This is a genomic window from Hyphomicrobium sp. MC1 (assembly GCF_000253295.1).
GTDB lineage: Bacteria > Pseudomonadota > Alphaproteobacteria > Rhizobiales > Hyphomicrobiaceae > Hyphomicrobium_B.
In genome coordinates, this window is record NC_015717.1 from 3,229,770 (window position 1) to 3,247,033 (window position 17,264).

The 17,264-nt window shown below is 55.6% G+C and carries 13 protein-coding genes; 6 read left to right on the plus strand and 7 right to left on the minus strand.

Annotated features, from left to right (window positions below; translation table 11 throughout):
• Window positions 1–12 precede the first annotated feature (12 nt).
• A complete protein-coding gene (locus HYPMC_RS15645; RefSeq protein ID WP_013948991.1) occupies window positions 13–936 on the plus strand; it encodes a dihydrodipicolinate synthase family protein in 924 nt (307 codons plus the stop codon).
• A 72-nt stretch (window positions 937–1,008) separates the two neighbouring features.
• On the opposite strand, the gene HYPMC_RS15650 is transcribed toward HYPMC_RS15645, so the two are convergent.
• The 3 genes from HYPMC_RS15650 to HYPMC_RS15660 all read right to left on the minus strand — a co-directional run bounded on the left by HYPMC_RS15650 (window position 1,009) and on the right by HYPMC_RS15660 (window position 3,841).
• Window positions 1,009–2,202, minus strand: coding sequence for an MFS transporter (locus HYPMC_RS15650; RefSeq protein ID WP_013948992.1), 1,194 nt, complete (start codon window positions 2,200–2,202; stop codon window positions 1,009–1,011).
• 230 nt (window positions 2,203–2,432) lie between these two features.
• Window positions 2,433–3,311: a transporter gene (locus HYPMC_RS23355; protein WP_013948993.1), complete on the minus strand. Its 879-nt coding sequence runs from the start codon at window positions 3,309–3,311 to the stop codon at window positions 2,433–2,435.
• 95 nt (window positions 3,312–3,406) lie between these two features.
• Window positions 3,407–3,841, minus strand: a complete 435-nt coding sequence (locus HYPMC_RS15660) for a heme-binding protein (RefSeq protein WP_013948994.1) — start codon at window positions 3,839–3,841, stop codon at window positions 3,407–3,409.
• A 796-nt stretch (window positions 3,842–4,637) separates the two neighbouring features.
• Here HYPMC_RS15660 and HYPMC_RS15670 point away from each other — a divergent pair.
• Window positions 4,638–7,022: a hypothetical protein gene (locus HYPMC_RS15670; RefSeq protein WP_013948995.1), complete on the plus strand. Its 2,385-nt coding sequence runs from the start codon at window positions 4,638–4,640 to the stop codon at window positions 7,020–7,022.
• Window positions 7,023–7,050: 28 nt separating this feature from the next.
• Here HYPMC_RS15670 and HYPMC_RS15675 read toward each other — a convergent pair whose 3' ends face one another.
• The 4 genes from HYPMC_RS15675 to HYPMC_RS15690 all read right to left on the minus strand — a co-directional run bounded on the left by HYPMC_RS15675 (window position 7,051) and on the right by HYPMC_RS15690 (window position 10,957).
• A complete protein-coding gene (locus HYPMC_RS15675; protein WP_013948996.1) occupies window positions 7,051–7,995 on the minus strand; it encodes an ABC transporter substrate-binding protein in 945 nt (314 codons plus the stop codon).
• A gap of 17 nt (window positions 7,996–8,012) precedes the next feature.
• Window positions 8,013–8,804 carry an ABC transporter permease gene (locus HYPMC_RS15680; RefSeq protein WP_013948997.1) on the minus strand — a complete coding sequence of 264 codons (792 nt, stop codon included), beginning with the start codon at window positions 8,802–8,804 and terminating at the stop codon, window positions 8,013–8,015.
• Complete coding sequence (locus tag HYPMC_RS15685) at window positions 8,801–9,688, minus strand: ABC transporter ATP-binding protein (protein ID WP_013948998.1); 888 nt, start codon at window positions 9,686–9,688, stop codon at window positions 8,801–8,803. The genes HYPMC_RS15680 and HYPMC_RS15685 overlap by 4 nt, the downstream gene beginning before the upstream one ends.
• A 102-nt stretch (window positions 9,689–9,790) precedes the next feature.
• Complete coding sequence (locus tag HYPMC_RS15690; RefSeq protein ID WP_013948999.1) at window positions 9,791–10,957, minus strand: metallophosphoesterase; 1,167 nt, start codon at window positions 10,955–10,957, stop codon at window positions 9,791–9,793.
• Between the two features lie 358 nt (window positions 10,958–11,315).
• Between HYPMC_RS15690 and HYPMC_RS15695 the strand changes: the two genes are divergently transcribed.
• From HYPMC_RS15695 to HYPMC_RS15710, 4 genes are all read left to right on the plus strand, one after another.
• A complete protein-coding gene (locus tag HYPMC_RS15695; RefSeq protein ID WP_013949001.1) occupies window positions 11,316–12,752 on the plus strand; it encodes an APC family permease in 1,437 nt (478 codons plus the stop codon).
• A gap of 79 nt (window positions 12,753–12,831) precedes the next feature.
• Window positions 12,832–14,187 (plus strand): hypothetical protein, encoded by a 1,356-nt coding sequence (locus HYPMC_RS15700; protein WP_013949002.1) that lies wholly within the window; start codon window positions 12,832–12,834, stop codon window positions 14,185–14,187.
• Between the two features lie 163 nt (window positions 14,188–14,350).
• Window positions 14,351–15,583: an MBL fold metallo-hydrolase gene (locus tag HYPMC_RS15705; protein ID WP_050976808.1), complete on the plus strand. Its 1,233-nt coding sequence runs from the start codon at window positions 14,351–14,353 to the stop codon at window positions 15,581–15,583.
• A gap of 317 nt (window positions 15,584–15,900) precedes the next feature.
• Window positions 15,901–17,244, plus strand: coding sequence for an LLM class flavin-dependent oxidoreductase (locus HYPMC_RS15710; protein WP_013949005.1), 1,344 nt, complete (start codon window positions 15,901–15,903; stop codon window positions 17,242–17,244).
• Window positions 17,245–17,264 lie beyond the last annotated feature (20 nt).

The following is a 17,264-nucleotide window of genomic DNA, read 5'->3' on the forward strand; positions in this document are numbered from 1 at the left end:
TGAACGTTCCAAATGCCTGACTTTAATCTTCGTCGGCCGAGCATACTTGTCCCGCCACTAACGCCTTTCACCGCGAAATTAAAAATTGACTATATTGCCCTGAAAAACGGCATTGATGCCGTGGTTGAACGAAGCAAGCCAGCGCTAATTATCGCTGCGGGTGTCGAGGCGCAGGAATATCAATTCTTGCAGTTCAAAGAGCGGCTGGATCTCATACGCGCGACTATAGATGCGACTGACGGACGCGCTCCGGTTGCCGTTGGCATTTCACATCCCTCTTTCAAAATCGCGATCGAACTTGCCCATTTTGCTGAGAAGCATGGTGCGAGCGCAGTGCAGCTATTAGCGCCGCAGAAGCCAACAGGTGGCGCTCCAACCACATCCGAACTCGTTCGCTATTTTGAATCGATCGGCCGCGAAACGCGGCTGCCCTTTGTGCTCTATTTAAATGCAGGACCGGGCGCGGATGTCTCGATTCCTGCGACGGTCGAACTCGCAAAGCTCGACCACATCAAATACATCAAAGAGAGCTCGCGCGATCTTTCCCGCGTTTCGCGGCTGATTACGGAAATCGAGCTTGCGGGACATGCACGTTACTTCACCACTATGCAGATGCTGCTGATTACCCTTCAACTTGGCGGCGCCGGCGTGACGCTCCCACCTCCGGCATCAGAAATCGCCAACCTCATCATTGATGCTTATGAGGCGGGAAACTTGCCACGCGCGATCGAGCTCCAACAAGTCTTTGCGACATATCCATCGCGTTGGATGTCATACGGTTTGGCCGCCGTGATGAAAGCATCGGCCGAATATCTCGGCGTTCCGGTCGGTCAGCCTTATCCGCCCTATAATGCGGTTCAGGGCGCCGATCTGGAGGAGCTGCAAAGATTTCTCGCGACCCATTTCGAGTCGCTCGAAAGTCGCGCACATGCCTGAAGCTCTCTTTGCCGGCGAGCCTTTTCTCCCTTGAATGGCGTGTAGCACCATCAGTGTCGACGAATGCTACCTTCAATCAATGAGAAAAAATAACAATAACAGCAAAACACATATCGTACCGCCGGTCACCGTCGTCAGGGTCCAACCGCCGGCGTCATTTGTCAGAGTGGCGAGAAGCGACCCAATCGCTCCTCCGATAAAATTTATCGTCATGAAAATCGCATTGGCGCGACCGCGAAAGTTTTGAGGCCCCGAGAAAACAATTCGTTGACTCGTGATTTGATTTGTCTGCACCGCGGCATCGAAAGCGATTGTCAGGACTACAAGCGCCGCCAGCCAATGGAAATGGGAAACCCAGCCGGCTCCATAACTCGTGACCGCGAGAGTTAGAATAGCCCCGATGGTCAAAGCGCGCGTCATGCCGCGATCAGCTAATCGCCCCGTGACTGGCGCCGCGAGGGCGCCTCCGGCACCTGCAAGCGCAAATAACGCGATTCCCTGTTCGCTCAATCCAAACTCATGCGCGAGCATGATAGGCGCAGCAGTCCAGAACAGATTGAAGACGCAGAATATCAAAGATTGATAGAGCGAGCGCTTTCGCAGGGTCGGCATTTCATTAAATAATCCAACCGTTGATCGCAGAATTCGGAAGTAGTGCTCACCTTCCGGCGGCTGGCGGCTCGGCATAAGACGAAAGAGGGCGAAGCCGATACCCACCATCAAAAAGGCAGACCACAGGAAAACCGCTCGCCAGCCAAAGTGAGCCGAGATCATCAGCGCGACAGGCCGAGCAAGCATGATTCCGGCCAGGAGTCCGGCCATGACATTGCCAACAATGCGACCGCGTTTCGCGTCCGGGACGAAATGGGAAATAAACGGAACAAGAATTTGGACGCTTGTCGAGCACAAGCCGATGAAGAACGATGCCAAGAAAAATGATAAAGAAGATTTCGCCGTCGCAGCCCAAATGAGCGCGAAGGTCGTAAGCGTTAGGTTGACCAGAACCAGCCGTCTGTTTTCGACGAGGTCCGCAAGCGAAACGAGAAAAAAGAGGCCCACGCCATAACCAATCTGAGTGATACCTGTCAGAGATCCCGCAAGATACGCAGGAATTTCGAATTCTCGTCCGATAAGGTCTATCAGCGGCTGGGCATAATAGATATTTGCGACGAGCGCACCGGTCGCAACGGCAATGCAGGTGACGAGCGCAGTTGAGGGCTCGTTATGCGAAGCAGCCAAATTCTGGACGCTCAATGCAATGCCCAAATCATTAAAGCGTCTTCTTTACTTCAATTGGTTTCTGAGGGTGTTTAGAAGAGATTTTTCAGCGCCCGTCTTTACACGGCTATTGCCTGACTAAAATGAAGAGCCTCGACATTCGATCAGCTCTCAATGTCCTGGCGCGACACCTGTCGGCCTGAAAATTTCTTGGACGAATATTAGGTCAGGTCCATGCTATTCGACCTGACCAATATTCAGACGCTCTATTTCAGCTATCACTTCAGCGCAGTTTGCTCGACATCGGGCGGTGTCGGTTTCCAGATCGGGAAGGTCAAGCGCGCCCAAATGTGCGTATCGTTCCTCGAATAGTTCGTAGCGCCGCCCTGCTCGACCGCGCGAGTAAGTTCAAGCAGAAGCTTAGACCCGCCAAAATCGTATCCAACCATGCCGCCGACGCCGACGATGTGGCCCTGGCCGACAGCAGCGTTGGTGACGGTCTCTTCCAAATCCCATGCACCGTAACCCACCGCGCCGACCTGCCATTTGCCGAAGGCGTGAGCAACCGTCCAGTCAACGTTGAAATAGTTCGGCTGGCGCCGCCCTGCATCATCCGCCGTGGTTACGCCATAGATCGTATTTGCAGAAACGATCCAGCCATCCTTAAGATAACTGAACGCAACGCGCGTCTCGGCCGCCCATCCGCTCGTTTGGCCAGCAGTTGTAAAGGAAACATCGCTGTCAAACGGAAAGTAGACGCCTTCGCCAACCGAGACAAAGAAACCTTGGCCCAGATTCCATGACAAGCTCGCCGGAATGAGCAATGGGCTGAAAATACCGGAGACGGTCTTTGACGTCTTCTTATTTTGGACTTGAAGAACCTCGGGGATCAGAATAGCCGAATATGAGGCTCCAAGGAAATTCCATCCTGTAGACCATGTGAAAGTTGGCACCTCGGCCGTGATGCTTTTATCTGGACCGTCGCCATAATGCGTAAGGTTGGATACGTACAATCCGGGAGCGGCGGCGGCCCCGAGAGGTACGCCCATCGTGACGCCGGGAGGCGTCCATGAAACTGCGGCCGCTGGACTTACAGCACCCGACAGTATTGCCAAGCCAAGTACTCCAGTGCGAATTCCATTGTAGTTGTTCGTCATCGTTATCCCCCAATTGGAGTGATTCACAGCGCCGTCCCCACAAGGGCGGAATCCAGCTCGTCAGTTTTCCGTAGGTTGACTGTGCGTGAACGTTTTCATTGCTGGTAGTCGGTGTGTTGGTAGAAATAAACGAGCGCGGCTTCGGCCACTTCCTGATCTTGGATGGCCGTCCCCGAACTGACGCCAATTCCGCCGACGATCTCGCCGCCAACGAAAACGGGAAGACCGCCCCCGATGATCGAAAAGTGCCCGTTGTTGGTGATGTGGATGCCGAAGGTCGGCTGACCCGGAACACAAAGCTGGTTGTAAACGTGCGTTCCCTTGCGGGCGACGGCGGCGGTAAAGGCCTTATCGACCGCGATAGATATGCTGCTGATCTTGCCGCCATCCATACGCTTGAAGTCAATGAGGTGTCCGGATTCATCCGTAACCGCAATGCACATTGGCACGCCAATTTCGTTGGAGGATGCGATTGCGCCCTCGATGAGGACGGCCGCATCGGCAAGCGAAAGCCTTCGCACTTCAAGCATCAACAGAACCCTTCAAAGAAAAGAATCGAACCGGGCAAAACGCGATGAGTTCCGCAAGACGCAGTCGTTGAACGAAGGCGAGATGGTGCGCACGGCTGGGATACTTAGAACCTTCAGGGGTACCTTCATCCCTGCGACAAGCCTACGGGGCATCCGCGACAACGGACGCTTCGCGAAGATTTTCCGCGCATCCATATTAAGGACGAGATCCGCCTGCTCATATGGCAACGACAATGAGTGAACCGAACGGAAGCATCGGCCGACTCGATCAACGCTGATTTTCCAGGCTGAATAAATGGCCATCGACTTGCTGATGATCGGCATCAGCGCCACGGCATGCATCCGAAGCCAACGAATTCCAGATTCTCGCATTCTACTCCGTAGTCCCCCCTTATATCCGCGCCAAAGCTGCGCGGACTTCCCGATTAGGGGGTTAACACCGCTCATTTTTTAATTCAATAGACTCTATAGTTTTTATAGATCAATTGGCTGCGACGCTTTCATCATAGCTCTGTTATACGGCAGGCTGTCGTCCCCGATTTGGCGACCCGAGGCTGAACAATCTGCTTCGTAGCTTACGCACGCGTCCGCACCATATGAACTTGGTGAGATCCTCCGAGCGCTGAAAGCCGATAACGGCCGGAAAGAAAACGCGACTCGACTGATGCGCTTCGTTCCGTTGTCGCGGATTTTTGGAAGTTATTTTGGCGGGTCTGTATATTTTTCTCCGCCGTCTGGTAACGACGCATCTGCCGCGTATAGAAATCCCTCAAAACAGCGAATTGGAGTTTGCTGCGTGCAGGACGGACACCATTACACTACGACACCATTGCGGGGCGACCGCGTCACACCAGAGGGGCTGCAAGAAAGATTTCCGCAGCTGTCCTTTCTAGGCGTTCTGACGTGTTCGCACCAAACGATCATTGCCGGAGCTTGGGAAGAAATTGTTCTCGATTATGTCGTGGGCCGCAGCGGCATCGCCGATGGTTCACGGCTCAAGATCGCGTTCAAGTTCTACACCGATTGGGCATTATTCCAGACGCGCGAACCACAGGCGGCGAACTACATATCTGCAGAATATCGCGCAGGGCCTCTTGTTGCTGGTCAGAGCCCAGCCACGGTTCAGGCGCTCAAAATCAGCTTCGATCAGAAGGGGCACGAGCGACCATTTCAGAAGGCGCTTCTCATCGACATTGTCGACGGCTATCTGAATCCCGGTGATCTCATCACTATTCGTCTTGGAGATCGACGCGCGGGAGGGCCAGGAACGCGCGTCCAGACCTTTACCGAAAAAAAATTCGTCTTCCGCGCATATTTAGATCCACTCGGCACATCGAAGTTTGCAGCGGTTCCGGGAGACGTAGCCCTCGAGATTGTTCCCGGCGCGCCGGCGCAGCTCTCCATCGCGACGCCTCGCCTTGTTCGGAGCGGTGAGGGCATTCCTGCTCGAGTCCGTGTGTTCGACGCGTGGGGCAATTGTTGCTCCGGTCTCGACCGGGCGGTCGAGGTTAACGTTGAAGAGGATGGCACGCCCCCTACGAAAATCGATGGCGCATTTCCTAAAGAAGGCTGGGCGGCCGCGAAGCTCGAACACTCACCGCGCATCACGAATGGCGAAGTTCGCTTTCGCGCGCTCATTCCCGATATGCCGCATCTAGCGCCTGCGGAGGCGCTCGTGCGTGTTGATCCTGCTTTTGCCGCGCCTCGCGCGTGGTTCGCTGATCTTCATGTCCATTCCGACGACACCGTGGGCATCAACAATACGGAGTACAATCTCACCTATGGGCGAGACGTCGCCGGTCTCGACATTCTCGGCTACACAGCCAATGATTTCAACATTACCGAAAGCAATTGGAATAAAGCCGTTGAGCTGATCCATAGCCTCCACTCAGATGGATCGTTCATCGCCTTTCCAGGCACGGAATGGTGTGGGAACTCGTGTGCGGGCGGCGACCACAACGTTATTTTTCTTCACGGCGGTACACCCGAATTTCCCTTCACACGAAAGGCGGCGTCTGCTCGCTCCTTCGAGTGGAACGCGGAAATGAAAGGCGGTGACATCGAACCTCAGGTCTGGCCGCTAGAAAATCTTTGGGACATTTACGGCGCAGATCCGGAAGGGCATCTCCTTATTCCTCATGTCGGCGGGCGCCGCGCCAATCTCGACTGGCACGATCCATCTCTCGAGCGCCTGATTGAGGTGGCTTCGACGTGGGGCCATTTCGATTGGTTCTACCAGGATGCAATTTCACGCGGATATAAACTCGGCGCTTCGGCGGCCGGCGATGAGCATCGCGGGCGATGCGGAGGAGGATCACCCGGCGCAGCCGTGTTCGGAGTGAAAGGTGGCCTCACCGGCGTTATCGCCCCCACCCTTACGCGCGTCGAAATCGCGAGAGCTCTTCGGTCGCGACATACTTGGGCAACAACCGGCAGTCGCTTGGTTGGTCTTCTGTCTCACGGCGAATTTATCCAAGGCGACGAGTTTTCTGCAAATGGTCCAGCGCGCCTAAACTACCATCTGCTCGGCGATGGCGCGTGGGACTACATCGCCGCGCATGATCATTCAGGAGAGATTTGGCGTCGTGATCTTCACCAGGAAGCGGGATATGGCGAGCGCCGTTTTCGTTTTCGATGGGGCGGCGCTCGCGTGCGAGATCGCTATCGCGCAGCGCGGTGGTCAGGGGTGATAAAAATCTCGAACGCGACAATTCACGCGATCGAGGCGTTTGGATTCGAGCATCCCGAAGAGGCCGCGTGGCGTAACGGAGCTACAAATATTGCATTCCGCTCGGAAACGTATGGTGATGCCGATAGCATTGAGATCGATGCCAGCGGATTGGCGCATGCCACCATATCGATCGAAGGAACAATCGGGGAATATCAGAAGATCGCCGATCCGCAGTCATCCGCGTCATTTTCCCATTGTCCGACGTTTCGCTGGGACGTTTCGGGTGCTGAACTCATAGCCAATGGAAACCTGCGGAAAGATCTAGGGGGCGCCGGGCTATTCCTTGCGCTCGAACGCCTTACAGACAAGCGTCTTCCAAACGATGTCTCGGGAGAGATCCAGATCGAGCCGGTAAACGGGCCGTTTGGATTCCGGCCCGTCTATCTCTTTGCACGCCAGCAAGACGACGAAAAATTGTGGACTTCACCGCTATTCATTCATTTCCGTTAAACGAAAGCGCAAGGCACTCACAGACGTCTCAGGGAACGAGCGACGCCGGATCAATCTTCGATTTGACGAAGCCGTTCTCTGTCGCCGCCGCCAGCCGTTCCGAAATGAGCTTCTTGAAGTCGTCATCGACCTCGATCCTGACATCGTCGAGACTTTTTGCGGAGTAGAGAGGATTCTCTCCCGCCAATTTCTTGACCACCGAGGGGTCTATGCGCTGCGTCTCGGCAAACCACGTACTAGCCTGGTCAGAATGGTTGGCGGTGAAGAGGACCGCTTCTTTAAGCGCCGCCACATAATCTGCCACGGCTTGCGGATTCTTTTTGAGAAAGTTCTCGCTCACAACGGAGGTAAACCGGAACGGCCAGGTCTGAATGGGCTTCGCTCCGACGCTCTCTTCAAGACGCAAAACCTGGGGTTGGCGAACGAGCGCCGCAGCCACGAGCCCCTTTTCGAGCGCCGCCGGTAGTTCATTCGGCTGTAGATTTACAAGTTGGACATCGGTCTTGGGATCGAGGCCTTTTTCCTTGAGGCTGACGAGTAAATCCAAATGCGATTCCGAATTGAATGAAACACCAATTTTCTGGCCCTTCAGATCTTCGAGTTTCTTTGCCGTGCTGTCTTTTCTCACAAGCAGAGAGTGTGTCGAATGACCAAGCGTTGCAACGAATTTGACTGAACCGGGAATTTTTGAAGCCAACGTGAACGGCGGCAGGAAGCTTGTCACTACGGCGTCGAGCTGGCCTGTAGCCAATCCCTCCATCATCGGCGGGCCATACTGAAAACCTGTGAATTCCGCCGCGAGATGATGCTTTGCGGCTATGCCAGCTTTATCCAAAACGACAGGAACCTGACCGTTCATTCCCGACGGATAACCGATGCGAATCCTTGCATCTTCCGCCATCAATGGGCTGTGGGCGAAAATCGTTCCCAGGAACGCAGCCGCGAGCATCCACACGGCCCTATAACGTGACATGTCTTCTAATCCCCAATTTAGCGCTGATAATTCCAAGGTACGATCAGACGACGTTCAACGACGCCGAGCGTTCCAATCATTACGGCTCCGAGCAGTCCTATGACGGTCATCCCCACGAGGACACGCGCCGTCTCAAGGTCGAGACGACTAATCTGGATCATGTAACCGAGCCCGGATTGAGCAGCGATGAGTTCCGCAGTAACGACTGCCATCCATGCTTGCCCTAGTCCTATTCTCAACCCCGTCACGATCATTGGGAGCGCCGATGGCAGCATCACCGTCACGAGAAGCGATGGGGTGCTGGCTCCAAGCGACCGAGCCGCATTCACATGCTCGTGTTGAAGCGAAGTTCCCCCAACGAATGCGTTTAGAAAAATCGGAAAGAACGCAGCGACAGCTGTGATGAAGTAGCTGGGCGGATCGCCCAATCCCATCCACAGAATTGCCAATGGTATCCACGCGATCGGGGGAATTGGACGCAGCAGCGCGATGAGGGGCATAACGATACCACGCAGTATGCGTGAATGGGCCAACACGAGCGCAAGCGGTACGGCGATGATTGACGCTATCGCAAAGCCGGCAAAAACGCGGACGATGCTGGCGTGGACGTCTGTGAGCAGAGAACCGTCGGCAACGAGCTGTCGGTAACTTTCGATGACGGCCAAAGGTGATGGCAGAAGAACCGCGTTATTCAGCCGTGCAGAGACCAGCGTCCATAGTGCGATGAAAAATACAATCCCGGTTGCGCCGAGGATCAATGTCGCTGCTACAGAGCCAGTGCGACCGAGCCAAAGAAAGCGCGCTCTCATCGGAAGGCTTTACGCGCTTCGACGCGAATGATGTCGGAGATCTCCCGGCGAAGCTCGATGAATACGGGCTTATCCATAATCTCCGGGACACGCGGCCGAGCGAACGGTACATCGAATTCCTTAGCCACGCGCCCTGGCATCGATTGCATCACGACGACGCGATCGGCCAGGAAGATGGCTTCTTCTATGTCATGCGTGACGAATACGACCGTCGGACGAAACTTCTCCCAGACTGACAGCAGTTCCTCTTGCATGAGTACGCGAGTCTGCGCGTCAAGTGCACCAAAGGGTTCATCCATCAGCAGGACGGGAGGCCGCGTTGCCAGCGCACGAGCAATTCCTACCCTCTGTTGCATGCCTCCCGAAAGGCTTGCGGGCCAAGCATTGGCGACGTCGCCCAAGCCGACTATCTGAAGAAGCCCTCTAGCAATGCCGACGGGGTCGGTCATCCCAAGGCGGCGAGGCCCATATGCGACGTTCTCGAGCACGGTCTTCCAAGGAAAAAGCGAGTGCTTTTGAAAAACAACCCCGCACTTCGCGGACGCGCCCCGCAACGGTTGGCCATCAAGATTCACTTGGCCGGCCGTCGGGCGCAGAAACCCTGCAAATACGTTCAGCAAAGTGGACTTGCCGCAACCGCTGGGGCCGAGCAAGGCCACAAATTCCCCGGCCGCGACAGAGAGCGATGCGTCCTGTACCGCGGGCCACGGCCGATTACCAAAATCGACCGTCACATGATCCAACTCAAGGCGCTTCAGGTTAGAGTGAAGATTTTCTTCTCTCGGATCTGAAACGCCTTGATTGATCAGATGCAGTTTGGGGGCGCTTTGCGCCGCGCCGCCAAAGGAACCGGAGTAGGCGCTTCGCGTCACCAGAATGCTCACTGCAAGCGTGGAGGTGTCGACTTAGGACCGTCCACACCAACATAGAACGAAGAAATAGTGCTATCGTTATCAGAGAATTTGACTTCTATCTTGTCGCGCTTCTCAAGCTGGAACGAACGGCTTACTCAGTTCTAAAACGCGTTCGGCTGATGCATACCAACCCTGCGGCGCATAACTGTCGTCATGCAAATAGAGGCGGACCCGAACCAGGCGCGATCCGGCCGTGAACGTGAAGTGGCGGCTCATCGGCGGACAGGTGACGAAAGAATGGTATTTCGAAAGCTGCGCGCAGTTGACAAAATTCGTCCCCCACTTGCGTTCGACATGACGACGTCCGTTGACGACATCGTCGGGGAAAGTATGCGTATGGCCCCCAAGCCAAATATCGACTGAACCTGGATTTCGTTCGAGATACGTTTCGAACTTCTGGGCCTTCGGCTCATCATCCACGAAATAGAGATAGGATGCACCTTCCGGCACGCCGTCGACACCGTGATACCGGCCATGACGGAAGCGGCCGTCCGGATAACGCGCTACGCCCTCGAAATCGCCCGACGCTACGGTGGTCTCGCGCAACATGTGGTGATGACAGCTGATAACGATCTCGCCGCGTGCGCGTTCGACTTTCTCCTTCCACCAGTCCCATGTTTCGCGGGTTACAGCGCCCGCCGGTGAACCTCCGCCAAATTCCTGCCGGCCTACCGGATACGGCAGATCGTTGCGGTCGCTCATCATCAAAAAATTGAGATTTCCAACCTTGAAAGAGTAGCGCTCCCAAGTACCTTCGATTGGGTACGGGCGGTACCGGATATCAACGTTCGAGCTGTCGGGGTTTTCGCCCAGCGGATCGATCCATTTCCGGAACCACCAGTTTTCAGGTTTCCCTTGGCTCGAAGCCGCGCTGCCGGGCGATGCATCGTGATTGCCCGCGACGGGATAAATCTGCTCGCGCTTGTGATGCTTCAGCACGCCCAACTGCCGCACGACTTCTCGGCCTTGTTCATCGCTCGGCAAATCCCAAAGCCCGGCATTGTCTCCGAGATCGAGCGCGATATCCCAACGAAACGGCGGGCCTCCGAGCTCTCCACCCTCCTCTGATTGCCGAAGTGCCGTAGCAAGGGTCTCCGGATAGCCCGCTGGTGGGATGAACCCCATGCCATTGCGGATAGCCGCGGATACCGCACGGTCTGTCGCGACATGCGCGTCCGAAAAGACCCAAAGATGGAATGTTTTGGCCTCACCATAGCCGGTGACCGAATCCGTCGTCATTGCTGTCTCCGCATATAAATGGGATGCACTCCCGCGCGCTCTCCGTTGGAAAGGGCGCTATGCCTGTTGCATCTTGAGAATTTGCCAGATGGAGACGAAGGCTTCCAAAGTCTCTGTTGAGTTGGACACCGCGCGCGTCGTCCAGCGCGGGTACATATAGTTCGAACCGAAATGGTCTACGAAGAATATTCGATATGCTTATGCTTCCCTGCTCAATTTCTACGGCGAGCGCATTACTGCAGTCGCATCATTTTCTCACTGTATAATTGCTTCGCAAAATAACTTTGTTCTCAATGCCTACCCCGTGTTCCACCTATGCGCCGTTCAATTTTGAAGCACGATCATGAAGGAGCGGGCTATGGTGGAAAATACAATCGTTGGTCGGCATGATCTTAGAAGTCAGACGCTTTCGCCTCTGGAATCCCTAGCTCAATCGATTGGCAACATCGCTCCGACTGCAACACCAACGCTCGTGATACCGCTGGTGTTTGGTCTCGGAGGAAATGCGACGTGGCTCATTTATCTGATCGCAACGATTGGGATCATCCTGGTCGCTTATAATGTCAATTCGTTCGCGCGCCGTATAGCCTCACCGGGATCCCTCTATGCCTACACAAAGACAGGACTTGGTCCGTGGGCAGGTCTCATCGCCGGATGGGCATTACTCGCCGCATATGTCGGAACCGGCGCCGCTGTAACCGGCGGTTTCACCAATTACACCAATGTTCTTCTCCACGATTTGTTGGGGGTTGAGATACCTCCGGTTTTCTTGATTGCAGCGGCGGTTTTAGGATCTTGGCTGCTCGCCTACCGGGACATTCAGCTTTCAACGCGCACGACCCTGGTTCTGGAGTTTGCTTCCGTCGGCCTCATCCTCTTCATCTTGATCGCCACGCTTATCAAAGCGCCGACACACATCGATACCGCGCAGCTTCATCTCGAAGGCGTAACGGCCGACCAAATCCGCCTCGGCCTGGTGCTCGCGCTTTTCAGCTTCGTTGGCTTTGAAAGCTCGGCGTCGCTCGGATCGGAAGCCAAAGACCCATTGCGCACTATTCCCGCCGCAATCATTCGCAGTGCGGTGTCCGTTGGTCTCTTCTTCGTCTTCGCTTCATACGTTCTCGTCTTGGGCTTCCATGGCAACGCCGAGACGCTGGACAAGAGCAGCGCCCCACTCCACGTCCTGGCGGACAAGTCCGGCTTTGGTGCTCTCAAGCACTTGATCGATCTGGGAGCTGCAATCAGCTTTTTCGCGTGCACTTTGGCGTCCATCAACGCTGGCGCACGAATTCTCTTTCAACTGGGGCGTCACGGCGTCTTTCATTCGTCCCTCGGAAGTGCGCACTCCACCAACCGAACACCGCATATCGCCATTACGCTCATAGCGGTCTTCACCTTTATTCCAGCCGCGGTTCTCGCAATAAGAGGTACAGCCGTATTTGACATTTTCGGCTGGATCGGATCGTTTGCATCGTACGGCTTCATACTGGCTTACATATTGGTATCCATAGCGGCCCCGGTGTATCTTTATCACCATCGCAAGCTCGGCATCGGTTCAACCTTGGCTGCGGCCGCCGCGATCGTTCTGCTGGTAATCGCTCTTGCGGGAAATCTTTATCCTTTGCCCGATGCACCTTATAGCTGGTTGCCGTACGCTTTTCTGGCGTACCTCGGTTTGGGCGCTCTCTGGTTCGCCATACTCCGCTTCACATCTCCTAGTTTCGCCGAGGACATCCGCAACAGCGAGAGCGCCGCTCAATTGCCTGTCAACGGAGGTGCGCCGAGTAGCGCTTAAATCCGAACGCCGCTAGCATTTACCGCAGTGAGTGCAGGCAATCGTCAGCACTCACTGCGATTCAACCAGGACCAAAGACATGACAATCACAGCCCTCAAAGATGCTCAGGCCTCATCCCAAAGCGAGAATAAACTTCTTCTCTCGGATCACGAGCGCGAGGCGTTGAAAGAACTTGTCCGCTATCCTTTGACGGCCGCGCTCTTTCAGCGCCGCTCGCGCCGATTTCTTCGCGGGGCGGAAATTCCTGATGGAACGCTCAAATATAAGTCCCGCTTCAAACCCGAACCGTTGTCCGAACTCGAACGGCTCCTCCTTGTTACGACTGTCGCGGGAAAAACGGGCTGGCACGAGAGCGTCACGAGGCACGATCGTTATGCACCTCACCTTTCGAATTATCCCGGCGCGGCTGGCGGGAGGACGTTTCCATCGGCGGCAGGATTCCACACTGCCGAAGTTTTCTTCACCGACGACAGCGGCACCTATATTTTTGAAACCCGCGATACGCCGGTGCCGGTCGAACGCGACGTTGAGGGTAACGTCGAGCTTGAGCGGCTGCTCGCGGCGCATAAATCGCAAATCCGCAAACTCTCGGACAAGCGTATTCATATCCCCAACCGCGAGCCCTATATGGAGGGGCATAACACGTGGGTCGGCAATGCGCGTGGCTCACTACTGGTCTTTCCGGTCGGCGATCTCGCACAGCATGTTCTGCTCAACATCGCTTTCTATGCGCAGAACGGCTTCACGATTTACGACGATATCAACAAACGAAAAATTCCCGGAATTGAAGAGTTCAGAGACATCGTCGATGTCGACAATCCCTATCCGCTTTCGTTCCTTGACCAATATTCGTTGGCGGAGCTTTCCGCCGAGCTGGCGATCGGCCCGTTCGCCGGGCAGCTACTATTGCAGGCGCTCGGTCTTGGCGGATGGATCTATGACGGCATCGACCGGCTGACGATTCTAGGCGCCAGCGGTGATCCTCAAGTTCCAGGCCTTGGCTTTCGATACGACACCGATCCGAGATGGCCTCAGCCAAACCCGACTGGTCTCGAAGGCGTCTTTACCGCATTTACGCCGCCGCACTACAAAGATCTCCGCGAAGCGGTCGAAGCGCTCGTCGTGCGCAAATTTGGCCCTGGCGGCCCCTTCAATCCCGAAACGCCGGGACCTTGGAAAGATAGCCCCACCGTACGCGCAAGCGCACAACTTCACGATGAACGCTTCAAGCGTCTCATCGCCTTACAGGCGCAGTACATGTACGACACGTTCGGAAAATTTCCGGCGACGGTCCCGTCGGTCTATATCCTGATGTACCTGCAGGCGCAGCATATCGATACCGAATACTATGATACGCTCTTCAAACTTGGCGCATACCTACCGACGCACGCACATCATCATGCGCGCTGGCACGACGGAGACCCGCAGGCATAACGTCGGCGTTCAAGGCCCTCGCACTTGAAGTTGCCATGTATGCAACCGCGAATTTCCTCTCAAGCTTCAAAACGGTCCTCTCGCTTAGCCGAGTGATCGAGAACAGTTCTGTGTGGCAGCGCGTCCGATGAACTCAAGCTGAAAGCATTTCGAGATTTCTGCTTTGACTGCCGTTGCCTTTCTTGCTGAACGTTTGCGCGAGCAGCGCAATGCTACAGCGCGCTTCTATCGCGCCCGGCTAGCCTTCACCACACAGCGGAGAAATACCAAGATGCAGAATAGTCGGGGCCGCATTGATCGGCGCGCTTTGCTGGCCGGCACAAGCGCGGGCACACTCTCGTTACTGATGCCTCGAGCGAACGCTTTTTCTGCAGACAGTCCAACGATTACCCCGCCGGCACTGGACGCGCTGGAGATTCGTGTCGTCACCGACGGACTGTCCTATGCGCTCGCCAAAAGCGGTAAGGAAGGGGATGTCGAAGTTATCAGACCTGGACATTTTCTATCGGAAAACGCCCCTCCTCATAAGGCGCTGATCGGGGAGTTTGGGTTGTCGCTGTACGCTGAGTCGCGACAGAGAGAACAAGTTCAACGAGTGTTGGTCGATTTTGGGTACACGTCAGACGCACTGAATAACAATCTCGACCTGCTAGGCATCGATGTCGCTCAGATCGATGCACTGGTGCTCAGTCATGGGCATTATGATCACTTCGGTGGACTCGACGGGTTTTTGGAAAAGAACAAGAATGTTCTAAAGTTTGACATCCCGTTGTATTTGGGTGACGCGGAAGTGTTCTGCGCCCGGCGGTATGTTCGTAACGGCAAGAATTACGGCGTGATTGACCGTGTTGCTCTATCTGCTAGCCCAGTTCGCGCTGTGTCATCTGATGCGCCGACTTTGATAGCTAACCATGCGCTGAGTACTGGACAGATACCTCAATCGGGTTTTGAAAAGGTGCTTTCACCTACGCAGTTCGAGGTTGGACTTGACAGTGCCCGCAACGGCTGTCCAGCCGGGCAATTGCCCGCTTCCCTTCGCGGCGATGGCGCGCATCCCGACGATTTCCACCATGAGATCGCTACCGCCTATCACGTTCGCGATAAGGGCTTGGTCGTCCTGACGTCGTGCGGCCACCGGGGAGTTCTTAATTCTATACGCCAAGCGCAGAAAATCTCGGGCATCAAGCAAGTGCATGCTGTGATTGGAGGATTTCATCTGGCGCCCCATAACGCCGCCTACGTCGAAGAGACGTTGGACGGGTTACTGAATCTGGATGTGGCGCATATCATACCGCTGCATTGCAGTGGCGAGGCGTTCTACGAGCGCGCGCGTGCCCGAGCGCCTGAGAGGCTTATCCGTGCCTACGTCGGCACCACTTTGAAATTCACCGCCTGAGGCTGTACGTGGCCTCCGCCGCTGTTGCTGGGACAGCCGAGAGTTTGAACTAAGAGAGTTTGCGGCTCATCGTATCGAAAGTCACGCTGCTGTCTTGAAGTTATTGGCGTCTCCGTTTGACGGTGCGACGCTTAATCTCCTCGTATTCGCTCCGGCCGAAGTGGGCACAAGCCGCGATCCGATTGGTGAGGTCGCTCATTGCCGCCGGACTCAGGCTAACTCCTTTTCGGAACCAGGCGCGACGTTCCTTCTCAGGAACGACGCTGGCGCTTGCGTGGTAGCCTGGCTGCGATAGCTGCTGTACTGGAAAGCATCCCATGGGTCGTCAATTACATCTCGGCGCCTTCATGCGTCCCGTCACCATTCACACCGGCGCATGGCGCTATCCTGGGGCATATCCCGATGCCAATTTCAACTTCGGGCACCTACAGCGTTTCGCTCAAAGACTTGAAGCGGCGAAGTTCGATGCCTTTTTCATGGCCGATCATCTTGCCGTTCTAAATATGCCGATAGCCGCTTTGAAGCGCAGCCACACGGTGACTTCGTTCGAACCCTTCACGCTACTCTCGGCACTCGCCGCCTCCACGACGCGCATCGGCCTCGTCGCGACTGCGTCTACGACGTTTGATGAGCCGTTTCACATCGCCCGCCGGTTCGCGTCGCTCGATCACATCAGCGGCGGCCGTGCTGGTTGGAACATCGTAACGACGGCTAATCCTGAGGCGGCTCTCAACTTCGGCTACGACTCGGAGCTCGATCACGATGCCCGTTACGTTCGCGCGCGCGAATTCTTCGATGTCGTGACCGGCCTTTGGGATAGTTTTGCCGACGATGCCTTCATCCGTGATATCGAGACCGGAATTTTCTTCGACCCGGAACGCCTCCATGTCCTCAACCATAAAGGCCCCGAGCTTTCGGTACGCGGGCCCCTCAACATTGCGCGACCCATTCAAGGCTGGCCAGTCATCGTGCAGGCTGGCGCATCCGAGGCCGGCCGTCAGCTCGCCGCCGAAACGGCCGAAGTCGTCTTCGGTGCGGAATCAAACCTCGCGGCAGGACAGCGCTTTTACGCCGACATCAAATCCCGCATGGAAAAAATCGGCCGCGCCCCCGACAGTCTGAAGATTCTCCCTGCTGCGTTCATAGTTGTTGGAGATACTGTCGAGGAAGCGCAGGCGAAGAGGGCTCATCTCGACAGTCTCGTTCATTACGACAGCGGGATTGGATCGCTCAACAGCCAGCTCGGCTATGACGTCTCGGGTTTCGATCCAGACGGCCCGTTACCGGAGATCCCGGAGACAAACGCAAGCCGGAGTACGCGTCAACGCCTCGTAGATGCCGCGCGGGCGAAGAATCTCACCATCCGTCAGTTGGCGCAAAAGGCCGGAAGCTATGCCGGCCTTGCATTCGTCGGTACTCCCGACACGATTGCCACACAAATGGAGGAGTGGCTTGAAGGGAGAGGCTCCGACGGCTTCAATGTGCTTTTCCCTTGGGTTCCAGGTGGCCTCGATGACGTCGTCGATCGCGTGATCCCGGAGTTGCAGCGACGCGGATTGTTTCGCCGCGACTACGAGGGTACGACGCTGCGCGAACATCTGAAACTCCGTCGACCCGAAAACAGCTGCTTTAATGCGCAGCGACGCGCACATGCCGGCTGATTTACGATTATTCATAATTT